Below are 19,190 nucleotides of genomic sequence, written 5' to 3' on the forward strand. Positions count from 1 at the left end.
TACCCTGAAAAGTCGGCGGTTTTCCGCTTATCCACGCTTCCGGTCGGCGGACTCTCGCTCGGCCGAGACCTCCCTCTTCCTCCTCCAGCCCAGTCCCCATGCGGCTTTAGCGCGTTGGCACGCCGCCTGCTATCGAGCCACCCAATACGTCGCCCTCGCGATGTGCCGGTGTGCTGCGCCCTGATCAGCACATCCAAGACAACAACGAAAAGAGGAAACACGATGGAAAGCGCCAACGCCATTTCCGCGTCTGCCCAGCCCCGCACCACTTCGCAACGCATCAAGTCGATCTTCAGCGGTTCCGTCGGCAACCTGGTCGAGTGGTACGACTGGTACGTCTACGCCGCCTTCTCGCTGTACTTCGCCAAGGCATTCTTCCCCCAGGGCGACATGACCGCCCAACTGCTGAACACCGCAGCTATCTTCGCCGTGGGCTTCCTGATGCGCCCGATCGGCGGCTGGCTGATGGGTATCTATGCCGACCGCAAGGGCCGCAAGGCGGCGTTGCTGGCCTCGGTGCTGCTGATGTGCTTCGGCTCGCTGATCATCGCCCTGACCCCCAGCTACGAAACCATCGGCGTCGCCGCGCCGATCCTGCTGGTGGTCGCGCGCCTGCTCCAGGGCCTGTCGGTCGGCGGCGAATACGGCACCTCCGCCACCTACCTGAGCGAGATGGCGAACAAGGAACAGCGCGGGTTCTTCTCCAGCTTCCAGTACGTGACCCTGATCTCCGGCCAGCTCATCGCTCTGGCGGTGCTGATCGTCCTGCAACAGACCCTGACCGTAGAACAACTGGAAAGCTGGGGCTGGCGCGTACCCTTCTTCATCGGCGCGCTGTGCGCAGTGGTGGCGATGTTCCTGCGTCGCGGCATGGAAGAGACCGAGTCCTTCTCGAAGAAGAAGGAAGAGCCGAAGGAAAGCCTGCTGCGCACCCTGCTGCGCCATCCGAAGGAAGTGCTGACCGTGGTCGGCCTGACCATGGGCGGCACCCTGGCCTTCTACACCTACACCACCTACATGCAGAAGTACCTGGTGAACACGGTAGGCATGAGCAAGACCGACTCGACCATGATCTCGGCTGCCACCCTGTTCCTCTTCATGCTGCTGCAGCCCATCGTCGGCGCCCTCTCCGACAAGATCGGCCGGCGGCCGATCCTGATCGCCTTCGGCGTACTCGGCACCGTCTTCACCTACCCGATCCTCAGCACCCTGCACAGCGTCGACAGCTGGTGGGGCGCGTTCTTCCTGATCATGGCGGCGCTGGTGATCGTCAGCGGCTACACCTCGATCAACGCGGTGGTGAAGGCCGAACTGTTCCCCACCGAGATCCGCGCCCTGGGCGTCGGCCTGCCGTATGCCCTGACCGTATCGATCTTCGGCGGCACCGCCGAATACGTTGCCTTGTGGTTCAAGAGCGTCGGCCTGGAGAGCGGCTTCTACTGGTACGTCACCGCCTGCATCGCCTGCTCGCTGCTGGTCTATGTGTTCATGAAGGACACCCAGAAGCACTCGAAGATCACGACCGATTGATTGAGCCTCGTGCTCATGGCCCCGACACACTCCGGGCCTTTTTATCCACAGGACGGCGACCTTCGGGTCGCCGTCCTGCTTTTTGGCGCGGCAACCGATTTCCCCACACCCGCCGGCTGTTGGTCCACGGCACGGCATCCCGACCGGAACCCTAGGGCGCGCAACGCCGGCGGAGTAATCCGCCGGTGCCCCTGCGTTCCACGGCGGATAACCGCAAGCGGTTATTCACCCTGCGGCTCGTCATTCCGGCGGGGCTGGAACCTTGGCGCGTAAACGCCGATCTCCTCGCGTTCCCACGGCGGAACAGCGCAAGGGGCCTGCCGTCCCCAGGCAGCGAGGCCCCGTCTGCGAGACCTACCGGGAATAAAAAAACCGCGCTCGAAGGCGCGGCTCTTTTCGTTGTCGGCGAACCGCCTCAGCGGCGCTTCTCGATCTTGAAGAAGAACATCTTGGTCGCCTGGCGGGCGACGATCTTGCCACCGCTGACACGCGGCTCGAAACGCCACTTGGCCATGGCCTGGCGCACTTCGCGGTCGAACATGCGCGACGGCACCGACTCCAGCACCTGGATGTCGTCAATGCGGCCATCGCTGGTGATGGTGAACAGCACCTTCACCCGGCCTTCGATACCCCGCGCCTGGGCCATCCGCGGATAGACCGGAGGATCCATGCGCAGCGGCTTGATGTCGCTGTCGTTGAGGCTGCCGCTGGGCAGGCCGGCCGGGCCTTGCGAGCCGCTGGGCGCAGTCTGCGCGCCGGGCGTGCTCTGCCCGACGGTAGGCGCGGGCGGCGGCGCGGCGCTGGACGGGCTGGGCTGGCTGGATGCTTCCGTGCTCGGCTCGGGTTCCGGCTTGGGTTTGGGTTCCGGCTTCGGCTTGGCCTTGGGAATGGCGTTTTCCACCGGTTTGGGCTTGGGTTTCGGCTTGGGCTTGGGTTTTTCCACCGGCTTCGGCTTCGGCGGCTCCGGCTTGGGTTCCTCGATCTTCGGCGGCGTCGGTTCCGGCGCGGCAGCCGGCGGCTGCGGGGTCGGCTCGGCCTTCTTCTCGAGCTGGACGAAATTCACCTGCATGGTCTTCGGCAGTTCGCCGTGGCCAAGGTTGAGTTCGGCCGGGGTCGGCATCACCCACACCAGCGCACCGATGATCGCCACATGCATCGCCACCGCTGCGCCGGAGGACAACCACCAGCGCGACTTGGGCGGCTCGCCGGGGACGTCTTCGGGATCGCTGCCATGGGCGTAGGGGATCAGCACTTCCTCGACCGCCACTTCCTCGTCGCGGCGCGCACCGGAGCAGTCCACCACGCGCAGGTTGGGTTCTCCGCGCTGGGCATTCACGCATGGCAGGGACTCGCTTTCGTCTCCCTGGGCAGGAGCGGTGGGATGGTCTTCGGCGAGCGCGGCCAGCGAAAAACGGTCAGGCGACCGTGAAGGCTGTGGCGACATGAGGGCGACCTGCGGAGAAGTGAAAGGTAAGGAAGTAGAGTCTTCTGATAATTATTATCATTCAGTCGCGTCCTCAGGGCAACCTTGGCGGATCATTCCGCGACCATCCGACACGCCAGGAACGCCTCTTCGAGCGCCTCTTCATCCGCGCCTGCGGCGAGGATCAGTTCCAGCCGATTATCCCGTCGCCACGAGGACTTGCCCCAGTTATCCACAAACGGCGCGGCATTCGCTGCATACCAACCGTCCGCGCAATGCAGCACCGCCTTGGCCCGCCGCAGTCCGGACAAACGGCTCAGCCAGGCGTCCACTGCGACCCGATCGAAACGCACCGACGGCGCCAGCCGCCAGCCGATGGCCAACTGGCCGTCCTGCTCGCGCACGGCGCGCAGCGGTCGCTCGGCGGGCAGCACCGTTCCCAACTGAGCAGGCGCGTCCGGCAGGGCCGCCCAGGTCGTCGCGCTACCTTCCCCGGCAACGCTGGTCGGCAGATCGCGCAATGCCAGGTGGCCGCGCACGCTCCAGCGCAACGGCAGGACCGGCAGGCGCGCGCGCACGGCGCAGCGCTGCGTCGCGTCGAGCGCTTCGGATTTGTTCAGCAGCAACATGCCGGCCGCTTCCAGCGCCTGTTCCTGTGCCTCCGGCAGCGGTTGGCCGGAGGCCAGCGCGGCGGCATCCAGCACCACTACCAGGGGTTGCAGGGCCAGGACGCCGGACCAGGGAGGAGCCTGCAGCTGTTTCCACAGCGCCAGCGGATGTCCCAACCCGGAGGGTTCGATGAACAGCCGGTCCGGTCGTGCCCGACGCAACAAGCGACCGAGCCCCACCTGGAACGGCACGCCATTGACGCAGCAGAGGCACCCGCCCGCCACCTCGCCGATGGCCACGCCCTCGACGTCCGTGGCCAGCAGCGCGGCATCCAGGCCGATCTCGCCGAACTCGTTGACCAGCACCGCCCAGCGCTCGCCCGCCGGCTTCTGCGCCAGCAGCGAGCGGATCAGGCTGGTCTTGCCGGCCCCCAGGGGGCCGCCGATCAGGTGTGTGGGTATCTCTCGAAGCATCTGCGCAACCGGAATGTGAAAGCCTGTGGATCAATGCGGTCCTTGCCTGCGGGGAGCCAGGCCCCGTGCTAGAGTCGCGCCCGTCTGCAATGGAGTCCTCGCATGCGTCCGTTCCTGTTCTTCCTGTCCTGCCTGCCGGGCCTGGCCCTGGCCGAAGCCTGCATCGTCCATAGCCAGGCGAAGAATCTCGATGTGAAGGTCTGCCAGCAGAACCGCAGCATCCCGGCCAAGCTGTTCCGCGAAGGCTTCTGCCAGCCACAACTGCAGGGCCAGAAGGTCGAGGTGGCGTTCGCCGAGGAGTGTCCGACGGGCGCCTTCGGTGTCTGCCGCGACGCCAGGGTACCCAATGCGCCCTATCGGCAGGACATCTTCTACTACGGCATCGCGACCGACGCACGCTACCTGGAGCCGTTCTGCGCCAGCCAGAGCCAAGGCCGCTGGGAAGAGCCTAGCGCCGCGAAAAAGCCCTGAGCGCGTCATCAGCCTGTCACAGCGTCCGGGCTAAATGGGAGTCGGGTACCTCAGCACCCTTCGTCCCCATCCCCAAGGTAGGACGACTTTTTGGTGATAGGCCATCTGCGGATGGCCTTTTTTTATTCCTCGAAAGACACTTGTCCACAGGCTCAGGCAAGCCAGTCCAGGGTCAACAGCAGGCGCGCCAGCCCGGGCTCCGCTCGCGGCGAGCGATGCACCAGTCCGGCACCTTCGTTACCCTCCCAGCGTTCGCCCTTGAGCAGCGCCACGTCGCCTGTGGACAAGCTATGGATAAGCTGTTCATCGACAACTTCCGCCTGTGCTCCGCCAAGCAGCCGACGGTCCAGGCCGGACTCGTCCAGCCATTCGCTGGCAGCGCCCTGGTAAGTGGTGACCAGCCGCAGCGGCACGTGGTCGACGTGGAAACGCGGGCACATCGGTTTATCCAGAACGCGCAGGCGCAGGCCGATACGCCGCGCCCCGGTCAGGCAAAAGAAGGCCTCGACCAGCCAGCCCAGGTCATCGAGGAAATCGGCTTGTCCCGGCAGTTGATGCGCGTCGAGCAGACCGTCCAAGGCGGGTAGCCGTTCCTCTTCCATCTCCAGCGTCTGGCTCAGCGCCAGTCCCGGCCGGTTGCGTACCAGGGCGGCGGCGAAGTCGCGCAGCGCCGGGTTCAACCGGCGTGTCCAGACCGCCAGGTTGACCCCGTCGCGAAGCACCTCGGCCAGCACCTGGGGGTCTTCGCCGAACGCCTGGCGCGGCAACAGACTTTCCTGTGGCAGTGCGCTCATGCGGCGTGCCCCCAGTCCTCGAAGGGGTCGTCCAGGCCCTGCCAGCCCGGAATGCCCAGGTTCATCTCGGCATCATCCAGCAGGCAAGCATCGAGGGCTGCGCGCAGGGCCGTGAAGTCCAGGTTCTGGCCGATGAAAACCAGCTCCTGGCGACAGTCGCCGACGCCTTCCTCCCAGTGCCGCATGATCGCCCGCAGGCCCTCTTCGTCCTGTGGCCACTGTCCGGTCGGCACGAAGCGCCACCAGCGGCCCGCCAGGCCGTAGCGCATCAGGCCGCCGGCCTGCGACCAGCTGCCAGCCTCGCGGGGCCGGCTGGCGAGCCAGAAGAAGCCCTTGGAGCGCAGCAGCCGCCCCTGCTTCAGCGGATTGTGCAGGAAGGCGTGGAAGCGCGCGGGGTGGAACGGACGGCGCGCCCGGTAGGCCATGGAGGCGATGCCATATTCCTCGGTTTCCGGCAGGTGCTCGCCGCGCAGTTCCTTCAGCCAGCCCGGCGCGGACGCCGCGCGATCGAAATCGAAGCGACCGGTATCGAGGATCTTCGCCAGCGGCACCTGACCCATCACCATCGGCAGGATCTCCGCCTCGGCATTGAGCTGGCGCAGGATCGCCAGCAGTTCCTCGCGCTGCTCGCTGGAGATCAGGTCGATCTTGCTGACCAGGATCACATCGGCGAATTCGACCTGGTCGATCAGCAGGTCGGTGATCGAGCGCTGATCCTCCTCACCGAGGGTTTCGCCACGGCTGGCCAGGCTGGCGGCCTCCTGGTAGTCGCGGAGGAAATTCATCCCGTCGACCACCGTGACCATGGTATCCAGTCGCGCCACGTCGGACAGGCTGCGGTCCAGCTCGTCGCGGAAGGTGAAGGTCTCGGCCACCGGCATCGGTTCGGAAATCCCGGTGGACTCGATCAGCAGGTAGTCGAAGCGGCCTTCCCGGGCGAGACGGCCGACCTCTTCCAGCAGGTCTTCGCGCAGGGTGCAGCAGATACAGCCGTTGCTCATCTCCACCAGGCGCTCTTCAGCGCGGTTCAGGCTGACATCGCGCTGGACTTCGCTGCCATCGATATTGATTTCACTCATATCGTTGACGATCACCGCAACCCGGCGGTTCTCGCGGTTCTTCAGCACATGGTTGAGCAGCGTGCTCTTGCCGGCGCCGAGAAAGCCGGACAGCACGGTGACAGGTAGGCGTTGGTTCACGGTTGGTAACCTCTTCAGTTGTGCCGCACGTGGCGTTCGCGCTTCTCCTGGCGCTCTTTCGCCTCGATGCAGAGGGTGGCGGTGGGACGCAACAGCAGGCGGCGCAGGCCGATCGGCTCGCCGGTTTCCTGGCACCAGCCGTAGTCGCCGCGGGCCAGGCGCTCCAGCGCTTCGTCGATCTTGTCGAGCAGCTTCTTCTCCCGCTCCAGCAGGCGAAGTTGCCATTGCCGCTGTTCCTCGCGGGAAGCCAGGTCGGCCTCGTCGCTGGGGCGTTCGAGATCGCGCAGCTCGCCGAATTCGCCTTCGATGCGCGCCTGCAGTTCCTGGCGCTGGCGCAGCAGCAGGTCGCGGAAGAAGTCCTGCTGGGCTTCGTCCATGTAGGCAGCGTCGGGCTGGGCAAGCAGTTCCTGTTCGGTCATAGGCTGAACCTGGGAAATTTAAAACGTTATACTATAACAATTAACACCACAATCGATGGCCCGCCAATCGCCTTCCGGCTACCCTGGGCCCATGTCATCCCGGGATCCACCGATGCGCCGCGTCCTCCGCCTTTACTGCCTGGCCCTCCTGCTGCTCGCTCCGGCGGCACAGGCGCAGGGCTTTCTTCCCGGCACCCGCCCGGCGGAATGCGCTTACCTGCGCACCGTTCTGGCCTGCATGGATCGGCTGGGCAACCACTACAGCGTCGCCACCGGCGGCAACGACACCTGGCTGCGCGGATACGACGCGGCAAGCGGACGACGCTGGGCCCAGACCAATACGCGCTACGGGCGCCTGACCTTCTTCAGCGGCATCGCCAGCGACGGGGAAATCTGGGTCGGCCTCAGCCGCAACATCGGCTGGACCAGCGTCAGCCGCCTGAGCAGTTCATCGGGCCAGCGCCAACGCCTGACCTGCGGGCGGGTCAGCGGCTGCAGCGAAGGCCCTAGCCGGGAGGCTGCGCGCTGAGCGCCGCCAGGTAGCTGCCGGCGGGAGGGCGTTGCCGGAAGTAGCCCTGCACGCCAGCGAAGATCGCCTCGGCCAGGCGCTGGCGATGGCGTTCGTCCATCAACCGGCGACAATCGCCGCGATTCGAGATGAAGCCGGTCTCCACCAGGATCGAAGGGATGTCCGGCGACTTGAGCACGGCGAAGCCGGCCTGCTCGACACGCTTCTGGTGCAGCGCGGTGACGTCCGACAACTGGCCGAGAACGCTGTGGCCGAGGTCCAGGCTGCTGGCGATGGTCGAACTCAGGGCCATGTCGAGGATCACCCCGGCGAGTACCTTGTCGCGGCCCTGTAGCGGCAGGTTGCCGCTGTTGCCGATCAGGTCGGCGCCGTTCTCGCGATCGGCCATCCAGCGCGCCATGGTCGAGCTGGCGCCATGCTCGGAGAGGGCATATACCGATGCGCCGGAGGCGGTCAGTCGCGGCGCCGCGTCGGCGTGCACCGAGACGAACATGTCGGCGTTGTAGCGCCGAGCCACTTCCGGCCGCTTGCGCAGCGGAACGAACACGTCGCCGTTGCGCACCAGGCGCGCCTTGAAGCCTTTCTCGCGGTCGATCCGCCGCGCCAGCAGGCGGGCGATGGCCAGCGCCACGTCCTTTTCGCGCTCGCCCTTGCTACCGACCGCGCCGGGGTCCTTGCCGCCATGGCCGGCATCGACCACCACGAGGATGTCGCGGCCCGTCGAGGGTAGCGGGCGGGCCAGCGCCAGCATCGGCTCGGGGGGAGCCGCCAGCGCCTGTGGATAAAGGTCCAGGACCAGGCGATGGCCCTTTCCTGCCTGCGGTTCCAGGGCGAAGCTGCGCGGCCTGACCGCCTGGCGCAGGTCGAGGACGATGCGCGTCCCGCCGCCACCCAGTTGGCCGCTGCGGATGGCGCGCACGGGGCCGTCCAGCGGCAGCTCGGAGAGCGTTGCGAGCAATTGCGCGTCGGGCAGGTCGAGGATCAACCGCTCGGGGGCCTGCAGGGAAAAGGTTCGATAACGCGGCGGGCCGTCCAGTTCCAGCACCAGGCGCCAGCTTTCCGAGGAATTCCAGGCCCGGGCCTGGCGGATTCGTACATTGGCGCTGGCGGCCAGGAACGGCTGGAGGGCCAGGCCGGCGAGCAGGCTTTGCAGGAGGCGACGGCGCTTCATCGACGAAATACCCGATTGCAAGGGTCGGCATTAGCTAATACGTTATATTATAACATTCAAGCCATTTCCAGGCCTTGCCTGCCCTTCTTCGAGTTCTCCATGAATGCCTTGACGCTTCCCGATATTGCCCGCCAGACCACCACCGCCGATCTTCCCCTGGACTGGGTCGGCATGCAGGGCATCGCCCTCCCCGTGCAGATCGGCGGGCAGAGGGTCGCCGCCGAAGCCGATGCCGGTGTCAGCCTGGACGACCCGCAGGCCCGCGGCATCCATATGTCGCGCCTCTACCTGGCGCTGGCCGAACTGGAACAGGGCGAGCTGGACCTTTCCCGCCTGCGCGCCGTCCTGCAACGCTTCCTCGACAGCCACGCCGGCCTGTCGCGTCGCGCCTACCTGCGCCTGCGCCTCGCGCCGCTGCTGCGGCGTCCGGCGCTGGTCAGCCCGCTGAGCGGCTGGAAACGTTATCCACTGGTGCTGGACACGCGCCTGGAAGGCGATGACTTCCAAGCCGAAGTCCATCTCGAGCTGACCTACTCCTCGACCTGCCCCTGTTCGGCGGCACTGGCCCGGCAATTGATCCAGGAGCGCTTCGACCAGGACTTCGCCGGACAGCCGCTCGATCATGCCAGCGTGCTCGCCTGGCTCGGCAGCAGCGCCGGCATCGTCGCCACCCCGCACAGCCAGCGCAGCAGCGCGCACCTGCGCATCGGCCTGGCGGAAGACTGCGTCGGACTGCCCCTGGAAGAGCTGGCGGATCTCGGCGAAAGCGCCCTCGGCACCGCGGTGCAGACTGCGGTGAAACGCGCCGACGAGCAGGCCTTCGCCCTCGCCAACGGACAGAACCTGATGTTCTGCGAAGACGCGGTGCGTCGGCTGCACCGCGCCCTGCAGGGTTATCCACAGGCGAGCCGGTTCTCCGTACGGGTCGTCCATGCGGAAAGCCTGCATGCCCACGACGCCGTCGCCGAAAGCCACTGGCAGCGAGGTGCCGCATGATCCGCAAGAATCCCTCCGGCGACCTGCCGGTGATCGACGAATCGGCCTATGTGGACAAGACCGCAATCATCTGCGGCAAGGTGATCATCCAGGCCAACGTCTTCGTCGGTCCCTACGCGGTGATCCGTGCCGACGAAGTCAACGCCGACGGCGGCATGCAACCGATCGTGATCGGCGCCAACTCGAACATCCAGGACGGCGTGGTGATCCATTCCAAGTCGGGTGCTGCGGTGACCATCGGCGAGCACAGCTCCATCGCCCACCGCTCCATCGTCCACGGTCCTTGCGAAGTCGGCGACCGGGTCTTCATCGGCTTCAACAGCGTGCTGTTCAACTGTCGGGTCGGCGATGGCTGCGTGGTCCGCCACAACGCGGTGGTCGACGGCTGCGACCTGCCAGCGGGTTTCTACGTCCCGTCCACCGAGCGCATCGGTCCGCGCACCGACCTGGCGAGCATGCCGCGGGTCAGCGTTTCGGCCAGCGAGTTCTCGGAAGACGTGGCGCGCACCAACGTCGACCTGGTACGCGGCTACAAGTCGCTGCAGAACGAGTTCTGAACATGCAAAGCCTGCTGATCCGCAATGCCCGGATGGTCAACGAGGGACAGGTACGCGAAGGCGATCTGCTGGTCCGCCACGGTCGCATCGAACGCATCGCCGGCTGCCTGGAAAACTGCGGCGCCAGCCGGGAGATCGATGCCGCCGGACGCTACCTGCTGCCGGGAATGATCGACGACCAGGTGCACTTCCGCGAGCCGGGTTATCCACAGAAGGGCTCGATCGCCAGCGAATCCCGCGCCGCCGTGGCGGGCGGCATCACCAGTTTCATGGACATGCCCAATACCCGCCCGGCGACGCTGAGCCTCGAAGCGCTGGCGGAAAAGAAGCGCCTCGCCGCCGCCCATAGCGTGGCCAATTACGGTTTCCACTTCGGCGTCAGCCGCGACAACCTCGACACCGTGGCCGCCCTCGATCCACGCGAGGTCGCCGCGGTGAAGGTGTTCATGGGCGCCTCCACCGGCGACATGCTGGTGGACGACCTGCCGACCCTGGAGCGCCTGTTCGCCAGCGTTCCGACCCTGCTGCTGAGCCATTGCGAAGACACGCCGCGGATCGAAGCCAATCTGGCGCGCTGGCGACAACGCTTCGGTGAACGTATTCCGGCAGCCGCCCACCCGCGCATTCGCGACGCCGAGGCTTGCTACCGTTCCACCGCCCTGGCGGTGGAACTGGCGCAACGGCATGGCACGCTGCTGCATGTCCTGCACTTATCCACAGCGCGTGAACTGGCCCTGTTCGAGGACAAGCCGCTGTGCCAGAAACGCATCACCGCGGAAGTCTGCGTCCACCATCTGCTGTTCGACGACAGCGACTACGCCCGCCTCGGCCATCTGCTCAAGTGCAACCCGGCGATCAAGAGCCGCGAGGACCGCGACGCCCTGCGCAGGGCGCTGGCCGGCAACCGCCTGGACGTGATCGGCACCGACCACGCGCCGCACGCCTGGGCCGAGAAGCAGCAGGCTTATCCACAGGCGCCGGCCGGCCTGCCACTGGTCCAGCATGCGTTGCCGGCACTCCTGGAGCTGGTCCGCGAAGGCTGGCTGTCGCTGGCCACCCTGGTGGCGAAGACCAGCCACCGGGTCGCCGAACTGTTCGCCATCGCCGATCGCGGTTTCCTCCGCGAAGGCTACTGGGCCGACCTGGTGCTGGTCAGCGAACTGGAGCACCCGGCGCTGGCCAGCGCCATGCCGCTGCTGTCGCGCTGCAACTGGACGCCGTTCCGCCACCGGGCATTCCACCATCGGATCGATACCACCATCGTCTCCGGGCAGCTCGCCTGGCACGCGGGACGCCTGTCCGACGATTGCCAGGGACTGCCCCTGCGGTTTTCCCGCTGAAGACCTGTCCACAGCCTGCTGTGGATATCCGCTCGCCCACGGCCCTAGCGCAGGGCTTTCACCGCCGCGCCAAGGAAGGCATAGGTCTCCTCCTCGCGATCGTCCATCTCCGGCTTCGGCCAGGCGCTCCAGACCACCGCCACGATCTTCTCCTTGCGGTTGATGTAGAGGTACTGGCCGAAGATGCCCTGGGCTTCGAAGGCCCCGCCGTCATGCTCGGGCAGGGCCTTGGCGCCCACCGGGAAGGTCCACCACTGGTAGCCGTAGCCGAGCGCGTATTCGCCATCGTAGAGCTTGCCCGGGGCCAGGTGGGAAGAAGCCTCGACGCGACTGGCACGATCGACCCAACCCTCGGGAAGGATACGTTCGCCATCGATCACCCCATCCTCGAGGACGAACTGGCCGAAGCGGCCATAGTCGCGCAGGGTCGCGCTCAAGCCGCTGCTGCCGATCTCTTGCCCGGCCGGCGATTCCAGTTGCCAGAAGCCGTCGCTCTCCATGCCCATTCGCGCCCAGATCCGCTCGGACAGGTAGTCGCTCACCGGAATGCGGGTCGCCGCGTGCAGCAGCTCGCTCTGCAGGTGCGACTCGCCGGTGCTGTAGGTGAAGTGGGTACCGGTCGGGTACTGCCGCGGCAGGCTCGCCAGCAGCCGCAGGATGCCACCGGGACGTTCGGCGAGCTGGGCGTCGAACATCTGCCGGCGGTCGGACTTCGGATCGCGATAGGTCTCGTTCCAGCGGACCCCGGAACTCATCTGCAGGACCTGCTCCACCGTCACCCCCTGGTAGGCGGAGCCGGCCAGGCTCGGCAGGTACTTGTCCACAGGCTGGTCGAGAGCCAGCAGGCCCTGCTGCACGGCGGCGCCCACCAGGGTCGAGGAGATCGACTTGACCACCGAGAACGAGGTCCAGCGCGTGCGTTCGTCGTTGCCCAGGCCGTAGCGCTCCAGGGCGACCTTGCCATCCTTGAGGACCAGCACGCCGCCAACGCGGTTGCGCCGCATGAAATCGTCGACGCCGTATTCCTCGCCGCCGATCCGGTAGCGCGGCGCGATGGCCACACCCGCCGGCAGCGGACGGACCTTGGTCCCCTTGTGGATAACCCGGGTCGGATAGACCTTGTCCATGTTCCGGTAGGTGTCCGGCTGGTATTCCGGGATCAGTTCATAGAGATCGGCAGCACGGCCGATCCGCGGGTTTTCCACAGCCGCGTCGGCGCCGGCCGAGCCGCTTGCCGAGACGAACAGCGCCAGCAGGGCCGGCCGGAAGACGGATATACAGCTACGCATGGTTTTCCTTATGACCGGAAGCAGCTCCGGCTTCGTCGTTTTTATGGATGTGGACTGGCGTCGCGGCTTATCCACAGGACGTTCAGTCGCTCGGGTCCCGTATCGGACACGCCCAGAGTTCGACCGCCGGGCGCTCAGGGTCCGGTGGACCGATCCAGCGCGCCAGCGCATCGCAGCGCCCCTGACGGCAGATCCGGTAGTCGCCGGCCTCCGGTGTGCGCCCCAGTCGCAACGGTTGCAGCGGCGGCACCCCACGGCGGTAATGCCAGGCGCCGTCACGCAGCACGGCGCCCTCGGGGATCTCCATCCCCGCCCCGCTGCCCCGCACCCGGGCCTCTTCCAGCAGCAGGCCGCGCTCGCTCAGGCGATAGTCTTCTTCCCAGAGCACCTTCTCGACCGTGTGTTGCCAGGCCAGGGTGAACGACTGCAGCGGCAGCGTCGCCCAGACGCTGCCGGCCATGCCCAGGCACAGCGCGATCACGCCACCGCCTCGCGCGCACGCTGGCGCCAGAGGTGCCAGCCGATCACCAGCGCGCCGAGGACGAAGCCCAGTTCGTCGCTGATCGGCAAGGCCAGGACCAGGCTGGCCCCCGCGGCGAACGCCACCAGGCGCTCCCACCAGGCCAGCGGCCCCTGCAGGTAGCCGATGGAAGCCATGCCCCACAGGCCGATGGCCAGCACCGCCTTGCAGGTGACATAGAGCGTCGCCCCCCAACCGCCTTCCTGCAGCATCAGCGCCGGGGAATACACCGCCATGAACGGCACCACGAAACCCGCCAGGGCGATGCGCACCGCCCAGAAGCTGATCTTCAATCCCCTTTCCTTGGCGATCGGCGCCGCCGCGAAACAGGCCAGCGCCACCGGTGGAGTGAGGTCGGCGAGGATGCCGAAGTAGAAGACGAACATGTGCGAGACGATCAGCGGCACCCCCAGTTCCAGCAGCGCCGGCGCGGCGATGGAGCTGGTGATGATGTAGTTGGGGATGGTCGGGATGCCCATTCCCAGGACCAGGCAGGTGACCATGGTCAGGACCAGCGACAGCAGCAGGTTCTCCCGTCCCAGGTCGAGCACGTAGCTGGCGAAGGTGGTGGCGATGCCGGTCAGCGAAATCACCCCGATGATGACTCCCACCAGGGTGCAGGCGATGCCCACCGGAATCGCATGTCGCGCACCTTCGGCGAGGGCGCGGACGCAAATGCGCAGGGTTTCCCGGCCGCCACGGACGAACCAGCAGGCCAGGGCCAGGGCCGCGATCACAACGAAGATCACTCCGATGCCGAGGCGGAAGAACCCCGCGCAGAGCAGCCCCAGCGCCACCCAGAAGGCGATGCGCAGGCCGAGCGAGGACACCCGCAGGATGATCGCCGAACCGAGGATGACGATGGCGGTCAGCGCCAGACCAATGGTTCCGGAGAACAGCGGCGTGCGCCCGGAGAACAGCAGCGCGATCAGCACCAGCAACGGAATCAGCAGGAACCAGCGCTCGCGGACGGCACCCCAGGCGCTCGGACACTGCTCGCGCGGCAGGCCCTTGAGGTCGGCCCGGCGGGCCTCGAGATGGACCATCCAGTACACCGAGCCGAAATACAGCAAGGCCGGGATCAGCGCCGCCTTGGCGATCTCCACGTAGGGGACGTTGATGGTCTCGGCCATGATGAACGCCACCGCCCCCATCACCGGCGGCATCAGTTGGCTGCCCATGCTCGCGGTCGCCTCGACGCCGCCGGCGAACGCCGGCTTGTAGCCGAAACGCTTCATCAGCGGGATGGTGAACTGTCCGGTGGTGACCACGTTGGCCACGCCGGAGCCGGTGATGGTGCCCATCAGCGCCGAGGAGAATACCGAGACCTTGGCCGGCCCGCCGACCCGGTGGCCGAACAGGCCCATGGCGAAATCGGTGAACAGGCGGATCATGCCGGCCTGCTCGAGGAAGGCGCCGAACAGGATGAACAGATAGATGTAGGTTGCCGACACGTAGGTCGGCGTGCCGTAGAGACCTTCGGTACCGAACGACAGCTGGTTGACGATCTGGTCGAAGCCGTAGCCGCGGTGGGCCAGGTCGCCCGGCAGGTGTTCGCCGAACAGGCCATAGGCAAGAAACAGCGCGCAGATGATCGGCAAGGCGATGCCCATCACCCGTCGCGCCGCCTCGAAGACCAGGACGATCAGCACCACGCCGACGACCATGTCGGCCTGGGTCAGCTCTCCGGAGCGCTGGATCAGGTCGGCCTCGAAAACCCACTGGTAGACCGCCGTGCCCAGGCCGGCCATGCCCAGCAACCAGGCCAACGGCTGCCAGGGGCGACGTATGCCGAAGGCGGGATAGCTGATGTACACCACCAGCAACAGCAGTCCGACGTGCATTGCCCGCAGGACCTGGGTGGAAATCAGGGGAAAGGCCGCGGTGACGACCTGGAACACGGAAAAGGCCAGGGCCACGGCGAACAGCGCGCGCGGCCAGTTTTCCGCCTCGAGGTGCAGCCCGTTCTGATGATCGCTCATGCATCGACTCCCTACAGCCGGAAACGCGGGGAACCCGGTCCGCCGCACGGACCGGGGCTACGGAGAAACGAGCCTCACTCGGGCAGTACGCCCTTCTCCTTGTAGAAGCGCTCGGCGCCGGGATGCAGCGGAATCGGCAGGTTCTTCGCCGCCTTGTCCAGGGCGATGTCCTTGGCGGCAGCATGGGCGGTGACCAGGCGCGGCAGGTTGTCGAACATCAGCTTGGTCATCTGGTAGGCCAGCTCGTCGCTGACCCCGGAGTGGCTGACCAGGATATTGTCGATCGCCACCGTCGGCACGTCCTGCTCCTGGCCGTCGTAGGTGCCGGCGGGAATGCTCGCGGCGTGGTAGGCCGGGCTGTCGATCTTCGCCACCACGTCCGCCGGGATCGCGACGAAGGTGATCGGCATGGTCGAGGCCAGGTCGCGGATGGCCGCCATGCCCAAGCCGGAGGATTGCAGCGTAGCGTCGAGCTGGCGGTTCTTGATCAGCTCCACCGACTCGGCGTAGGGCAGGTACTCCACCTTGCCCATGTCCTCGTAGCTCAGGCCGGCGGCCTTGAAGATCGCCCGGGCGTTCAGCTCGGTACCGCTCTTGGGCGCGCCCACCGAAATGCGTTTGCCTTTCAGGTCGGCCAGGGTCTTGATGCCCGAGGCTTGGCTGGCCACTACCTGGATATAGTTCGGATAGGTATTGCCGATAGCCCGCAGCTTTTTCAACGGCGCCTTGAAGCCGGCGTCGGCGACCCCGTTCCAGGCGTCGGCGACCGAGTCGCCCAGCGCCAGCGCCAGTTCTCCACGCCCGGCCTGCAGCAGGTTGAGGTTCTCGACCGAGGCCTTGGTGGCCTGCACCGAGGTTTTCGCGCCCTGGATATCGTGCCCGTAGATCTGCGAGAGGCCGACCCCTATGGGGTAATAGACCCCGCTGGTGCCGCCGGTGAGGATATTGATGAAGGTCGGCGCGGCGAAGACCGCGGTACTGAAGGTCACCGTTGCGGCAAGCGTGAAAAGACCGAAGCGTCTGCTCAGCGACATGGGAAGTCTCCTGTTCTTATCGTTGTTGTCGCGCTGTCGCGGAAGCGTCCCGGCTTCCCTCGACCGCGCAGGACTTCGTGCAGACTAGACCGCCCCGCCACGCAGGACAATCCGCAAGGACCGATTGCGCGACCGGCTCCGCAAGGGAGCCGGTCGCCGGCGTTCAGGCGTACAGGTCGCGCCGCGACCAGGGCAGCTCGTGGGAGCCATCCTCGTGGGGGCGAATGGCGAGGATCTGGTGCAGGTTGATCCAGCCGCGCTTGAAGCCGTAGGCACATCCGGCCAGGTACAGCCGCCAGATCCGCAGGGTTTCCTCGGGCACCAGGCGAGCCGCCTCCTTCAGCCTGGCTTCCAGGTTGGCGCTCCAAAAGTCCAGGGTCCGGGCGTAGTGCAGACGCAGGCTTTCCACGTCGACTACTTCCAGCCCGGCTTCGCTCATCCGCGCCACCGCCAGCGACAGGTGCGGCAGCTCGCCGTGGGGAAACACGTAGCGATCGATGAAGTCGCCGGCCCCCTTGCCCACCGGGCGGCCGTCGGTGTAGCGCGAGGTGATGCCGTGGTTCATCACCAGGCCGCCGGGACGCACCGCATCGTAGAGTTGCTGGAAGTACAGCCCCAGGTTGGCGTGCCCGACGTGCTCGAACATGCCGACGCTGACCACCTTGTCGAAGCGACCATCGCGCGGCAGGTCGCGGTAGTCCAGCAGCTTGAGGGTGACCCGGTCCTCCAGGCCTTCGGCCTTGACCCGCTTCCGCCCGAGCGCCAGCTGCTCCTTGCTCAATGTGATGCCAGTGACCTCGACGCCGAACTCGCGAGCGGCCAGGCGCGCCAGGCCCCCCCAGCCACAACCGACATCGAGCAGCTTCTCGCCCGGCTGCAGTCGCAGCTTGCGACACAGGTGGCGGAGCTTGGCCAGTTGCGCAGTGGCGAGGTCTTCCTTGCCGGTCTCGAAATAGGCGCAGGAATAGACCATTTCCGGATCCAGCCAGAGCTGGTAGAAGTCGTTGGACAGGTCGTAGTGGTAATGGATGGCTTCGGCGTCGGTGACCTTGTCGTGGCTTTCGCGAACCGGCGGCGCGCCGCCATCGGGTTCGCCGAGCGCTTCGCTGAGGGCATCGCCGATACCGATGACCTGGCTGATCGGTCCTTCGATGTCGAGACGCTTCTCGACGTAGGCCTTGCCCAGCGCATCGAGGCTGGGATGGGTGATCTCGGTTAGCAGCGAGGGATCGCGAATGACCATGGTTACCTGTGGATCCGGCCCCAGATCGAACGCCTGAGCATCGCCGATGCGGATCCGCAACGGCAGTTGCAGGGACAGCAACTCAGAGGGGAGCTGTGCAATCATGCCAAACCTCCTGGTCACAAGACGGAATCACTATAGTCCAGTACCTTGATAGAGTTTTGCTATCGGCTACTTAGCCTCCTATCTATCGATGCAAAACCCCTGAACACTCGGATTCAGGTTAGCAGCCAGTCTGCCTATGAATAATTGACAGTTTTGATATACAAACTTTCCCTTGCTGCAATAACGGAACGACGCATAGTCCGTGTCAAAGGAAAGGAAGCGATATAAGGAACGCCGATGAACGAGACCGTGTCCCTCGAAACACGCGAAGTACGCTTTCTCTCCGTGTTCGACTTCGACGGTACGCTGACATACCGAGACAGCTTCGTGCCCTTCCTGCGCTTCGCCTTCGGCAACCGAGTGTTCGTCCGCCGCATGCTGCGCATGGCAGGACCCAGCCTGGCCTATCTCTGCCGGCGTATCGGCCGCGACGACCTGAAGGCGCGCCTGATCGCCACCTTCCTCACCGATGTGCCCGTACATGTGCTGGAAGAGCGGGCGCTGGCCTACCAGAACCGCTTCTGGGAAACACTGATGCGTCCCCACGCATTGACCGCGGTGGCCGACCAGGTCAGCAGCGGCAGCACCGTGACCATCTGTTCCGCCTCCCCTTCGCTGCTACTCAGGCCGTTCGCCGAGAAGCTCGGGGTGCACCTGATCGCCACCGAGCTGGAAGTGGTAGACGGCGTACTGACCGGCAGGATCGTCGGCCGCAACTGCCGGCGCGACGAGAAAGTCTGCCGCCTGGAGCGGCACTACGGTCCGCTGACCCAATACTCCCTGCGCGCCTGGGGCGACTCGCGCGGCGATACGGAACTGCTGGCGGCGGCGCTGGAGCGCTTCTGGAAACCGTTCCGCTGACCTGTTGCCGGGTATGGTCTGGTCCGAGTATCAATCCAAAGTGGGAACCAAACCGGGGCGAATGTCGCGATATCCGGCAGGAGAGCAGAATTCGGCTAACGTTCCGATAGGGTAGTTTCTCCTGCGCTCCCAAGCCCGGGCGGTTCCGCTTGCGGCGATACTCCGAAGCCTTCTTCGATGAAATCGTGCACTGGCGCCCGGAATCTCGCTTCGTTCCCTTCTTTTCTCCCCGCCGTTCCCGCACCAGCCACACAACCATCCCTTCCATAGCCCGAGCGGTTCATCCCTGGCCCTGGCGCCGGCTCCGCGAGCCGGCGCCCCCTTGGCGTTCGTCCGCTCATTCAGCCAAAGAGAACATCATGAACCAGAAAATTTCCCCGCCTTCACAGAAGCTCGACGGCCTGTTCCTGCTGGCCCTGTCGATGGCCGTGTTCTTCGTCGGCGTGACCGAGTTCATGCTGTCCTCCATGCTCGGGCCGCTGGCGCAGGCGTTCCACACCACTACCAGCGGCGCCGCCTGGCTGATCTCCAGCTACGCGTTCTCCTATGCGATCGCCGCGCCGTTGCTGGGCTACTTCTCCGACCGCATGCAACGCAGGAAGCTGCTGCTGCTCGCCCTGATCCTCTTCGCCGTCGATACCCTGG

Annotated in this window: 19 protein-coding genes; 8 read left to right on the plus strand and 11 right to left on the minus strand. The window is 65.9% G+C overall.

Annotation, left to right across the window (positions count from 1 at the left end; all coding sequences use genetic code 11):
- Positions 1-222: 222 nt before the first annotated feature.
- On the plus strand, positions 223-1,530 hold the full coding sequence (locus tag VQ065_RS31570) for an MFS transporter (RefSeq protein WP_003097074.1): 1,308 nt from the start codon (positions 223-225) through the stop codon (positions 1,528-1,530).
- A 415-nt stretch (positions 1,531-1,945) separates the two neighbouring features.
- On the opposite strand, the gene tonB1 is transcribed toward VQ065_RS31570, so the two are convergent.
- Both tonB1 and VQ065_RS31580 read right to left on the minus strand, forming a co-directional pair.
- Entirely contained in the window at positions 1,946-2,974 is a 1,029-nt protein-coding gene (gene tonB1, locus VQ065_RS31575) for an energy transducer TonB1 (RefSeq protein ID WP_010895710.1), read from the minus strand.
- A 92-nt stretch (positions 2,975-3,066) separates the two neighbouring features.
- The gene (locus VQ065_RS31580; RefSeq protein WP_003097079.1) at positions 3,067-4,035 is read right to left on the minus strand and encodes a CobW family GTP-binding protein; all 969 of its coding nucleotides are present in this window, start codon (positions 4,033-4,035) and stop codon (positions 3,067-3,069) included.
- Between the two features lie 102 nt (positions 4,036-4,137).
- Here VQ065_RS31580 and VQ065_RS31585 point away from each other — a divergent pair, with 102 nt between their 5' ends.
- Complete coding sequence (locus VQ065_RS31585; protein WP_003097081.1) at positions 4,138-4,506, plus strand: hypothetical protein; 369 nt, start codon at positions 4,138-4,140, stop codon at positions 4,504-4,506.
- A 152-nt stretch (positions 4,507-4,658) separates the two neighbouring features.
- Here the strand turns inward: VQ065_RS31585 and VQ065_RS31590 are convergent, their stop codons facing one another.
- The 3 genes from VQ065_RS31590 to dksA are packed head-to-tail and all read right to left on the minus strand — an operon-like array spanning position 4,659 to position 6,918.
- Positions 4,659-5,300: a DUF1826 domain-containing protein gene (locus VQ065_RS31590; RefSeq protein WP_023098917.1), complete on the minus strand. Its 642-nt coding sequence runs from the start codon at positions 5,298-5,300 to the stop codon at positions 4,659-4,661.
- A complete protein-coding gene (gene zigA / locus VQ065_RS31595) occupies positions 5,297-6,499 on the minus strand; it encodes a zinc metallochaperone GTPase ZigA (RefSeq protein ID WP_003097084.1) in 1,203 nt (400 codons plus the stop codon). The genes VQ065_RS31590 and zigA overlap by 4 nt, the downstream gene beginning before the upstream one ends.
- 14 nt (positions 6,500-6,513) lie before the next feature.
- Positions 6,514-6,918, minus strand: a complete 405-nt coding sequence (dksA, locus tag VQ065_RS31600; RefSeq protein WP_003097086.1) for an RNA polymerase-binding protein DksA — start codon at positions 6,916-6,918, stop codon at positions 6,514-6,516.
- A gap of 112 nt (positions 6,919-7,030) precedes the next feature.
- On the opposite strand from dksA, the gene VQ065_RS31605 reads away from it, so the two are divergent.
- A complete protein-coding gene (locus VQ065_RS31605; RefSeq protein ID WP_003097088.1) occupies positions 7,031-7,447 on the plus strand; it encodes a hypothetical protein in 417 nt (138 codons plus the stop codon).
- Here the strand turns inward: VQ065_RS31605 and VQ065_RS31610 are convergent.
- Positions 7,425-8,618 (minus strand): N-acetylmuramoyl-L-alanine amidase, encoded by a 1,194-nt coding sequence (locus VQ065_RS31610; RefSeq protein WP_003097089.1) that lies wholly within the window; start codon positions 8,616-8,618, stop codon positions 7,425-7,427. The genes VQ065_RS31605 and VQ065_RS31610 overlap by 23 nt on opposite strands.
- Positions 8,619-8,717: 99 nt before the next feature.
- On the opposite strand from VQ065_RS31610, the gene folE2 reads away from it, so the two are divergent.
- The 3 genes from folE2 to VQ065_RS31625 are packed head-to-tail and all read left to right on the plus strand — an operon-like array spanning position 8,718 to position 11,511.
- Positions 8,718-9,614 carry a GTP cyclohydrolase FolE2 gene (gene folE2 / locus VQ065_RS31615; protein WP_023098918.1) on the plus strand — a complete coding sequence of 299 codons (897 nt, stop codon included), beginning with the start codon at positions 8,718-8,720 and terminating at the stop codon, positions 9,612-9,614.
- On the plus strand, positions 9,611-10,171 hold the full coding sequence (locus VQ065_RS31620; protein ID WP_003097094.1) for a gamma carbonic anhydrase family protein: 561 nt from the start codon (positions 9,611-9,613) through the stop codon (positions 10,169-10,171). The genes folE2 and VQ065_RS31620 overlap by 4 nt, the downstream gene beginning before the upstream one ends.
- Before the next feature lie 2 nt (positions 10,172-10,173).
- Complete coding sequence (locus VQ065_RS31625) at positions 10,174-11,511, plus strand: dihydroorotase (RefSeq protein ID WP_003097095.1); 1,338 nt, start codon at positions 10,174-10,176, stop codon at positions 11,509-11,511.
- Between the two features lie 44 nt (positions 11,512-11,555).
- Here the strand turns inward: VQ065_RS31625 and VQ065_RS31630 are convergent, their stop codons facing one another.
- From VQ065_RS31630 to cfaB, 5 genes are all read right to left on the minus strand, one after another.
- Positions 11,556-12,800, minus strand: coding sequence for a serine hydrolase domain-containing protein (locus VQ065_RS31630; protein WP_003097097.1), 1,245 nt, complete (start codon positions 12,798-12,800; stop codon positions 11,556-11,558).
- An 82-nt stretch (positions 12,801-12,882) separates the two neighbouring features.
- Complete coding sequence (locus tag VQ065_RS31635) at positions 12,883-13,281, minus strand: DUF1850 domain-containing protein (RefSeq protein WP_003097100.1); 399 nt, start codon at positions 13,279-13,281, stop codon at positions 12,883-12,885.
- Positions 13,278-15,302 carry a TRAP transporter permease gene (locus VQ065_RS31640; protein WP_003097101.1) on the minus strand — a complete coding sequence of 675 codons (2,025 nt, stop codon included), beginning with the start codon at positions 15,300-15,302 and terminating at the stop codon, positions 13,278-13,280. The genes VQ065_RS31635 and VQ065_RS31640 overlap by 4 nt, the downstream gene beginning before the upstream one ends.
- A 74-nt stretch (positions 15,303-15,376) precedes the next feature.
- Positions 15,377-16,336 (minus strand): TAXI family TRAP transporter solute-binding subunit, encoded by a 960-nt coding sequence (locus VQ065_RS31645; RefSeq protein WP_003097103.1) that lies wholly within the window; start codon positions 16,334-16,336, stop codon positions 15,377-15,379.
- Between the two features lie 163 nt (positions 16,337-16,499).
- Positions 16,500-17,684: a C17 cyclopropane fatty acid synthase CfaB gene (gene cfaB / locus VQ065_RS31650; protein ID WP_003097104.1), complete on the minus strand. Its 1,185-nt coding sequence runs from the start codon at positions 17,682-17,684 to the stop codon at positions 16,500-16,502.
- A gap of 237 nt (positions 17,685-17,921) precedes the next feature.
- Here cfaB and VQ065_RS31655 point away from each other — a divergent pair, with 237 nt between their 5' ends.
- Together VQ065_RS31655 and VQ065_RS31660 are read left to right on the plus strand one after the other, a co-directional pair.
- Positions 17,922-18,545 (plus strand): HAD-IB family phosphatase, encoded by a 624-nt coding sequence (locus VQ065_RS31655; RefSeq protein WP_003097106.1) that lies wholly within the window; start codon positions 17,922-17,924, stop codon positions 18,543-18,545.
- A gap of 359 nt (positions 18,546-18,904) precedes the next feature.
- Positions 18,905-19,190, plus strand: a 286-nt coding sequence (locus tag VQ065_RS31660) for an MFS transporter (protein ID WP_340080522.1), incomplete at its 3' end; no start/stop codon positions are given.

This window comes from Pseudomonas sp. KBN10P06128 (genome assembly GCF_037574945.1).
In the GTDB taxonomy this organism is placed as follows: Bacteria; Pseudomonadota; Gammaproteobacteria; order Pseudomonadales; family Pseudomonadaceae; genus Pseudomonas; species Pseudomonas aeruginosa.

What these genes read in the sequence shown, in the direction of transcription:
- VQ065_RS31570 (WP_003097074.1), top strand. Translation starts at nt 223, where the DNA reads ATGGAAAGCGCCAACGCCATTTCCGCGTCTGCCCAGCCCCGCACCACT.
- tonB1 (WP_010895710.1), bottom strand. Translation starts at nt 2,974, where the DNA reads ATGTCGCCACAGCCTTCACGGTCGCCTGACCGTTTTTCGCTGGCCGCG.
- VQ065_RS31580 (WP_003097079.1), bottom strand. Translation starts at nt 4,035, where the DNA reads ATGCTTCGAGAGATACCCACACACCTGATCGGCGGCCCCCTGGGGGCC.
- VQ065_RS31585 (WP_003097081.1), top strand. Translation starts at nt 4,138, where the DNA reads ATGCGTCCGTTCCTGTTCTTCCTGTCCTGCCTGCCGGGCCTGGCCCTG.
- VQ065_RS31590 (WP_023098917.1), bottom strand. Translation starts at nt 5,300, where the DNA reads ATGAGCGCACTGCCACAGGAAAGTCTGTTGCCGCGCCAGGCGTTCGGC.
- dksA (WP_003097086.1), bottom strand. Translation starts at nt 6,918, where the DNA reads ATGACCGAACAGGAACTGCTTGCCCAGCCCGACGCTGCCTACATGGAC.
- VQ065_RS31605 (WP_003097088.1), top strand. Translation starts at nt 7,031, where the DNA reads ATGCGCCGCGTCCTCCGCCTTTACTGCCTGGCCCTCCTGCTGCTCGCT.
- VQ065_RS31610 (WP_003097089.1), bottom strand. Translation starts at nt 8,618, where the DNA reads ATGAAGCGCCGTCGCCTCCTGCAAAGCCTGCTCGCCGGCCTGGCCCTC.
- folE2 (WP_023098918.1), top strand. Translation starts at nt 8,718, where the DNA reads ATGAATGCCTTGACGCTTCCCGATATTGCCCGCCAGACCACCACCGCC.
- VQ065_RS31620 (WP_003097094.1), top strand. Translation starts at nt 9,611, where the DNA reads ATGATCCGCAAGAATCCCTCCGGCGACCTGCCGGTGATCGACGAATCG.
- VQ065_RS31625 (WP_003097095.1), top strand. Translation starts at nt 10,174, where the DNA reads ATGCAAAGCCTGCTGATCCGCAATGCCCGGATGGTCAACGAGGGACAG.
- VQ065_RS31630 (WP_003097097.1), bottom strand. Translation starts at nt 12,800, where the DNA reads ATGCGTAGCTGTATATCCGTCTTCCGGCCGGCCCTGCTGGCGCTGTTC.
- VQ065_RS31640 (WP_003097101.1), bottom strand. Translation starts at nt 15,302, where the DNA reads ATGAGCGATCATCAGAACGGGCTGCACCTCGAGGCGGAAAACTGGCCG.
- VQ065_RS31645 (WP_003097103.1), bottom strand. Translation starts at nt 16,336, where the DNA reads ATGTCGCTGAGCAGACGCTTCGGTCTTTTCACGCTTGCCGCAACGGTG.
- cfaB (WP_003097104.1), bottom strand. Translation starts at nt 17,684, where the DNA reads ATGATTGCACAGCTCCCCTCTGAGTTGCTGTCCCTGCAACTGCCGTTG.
- VQ065_RS31655 (WP_003097106.1), top strand. Translation starts at nt 17,922, where the DNA reads ATGAACGAGACCGTGTCCCTCGAAACACGCGAAGTACGCTTTCTCTCC.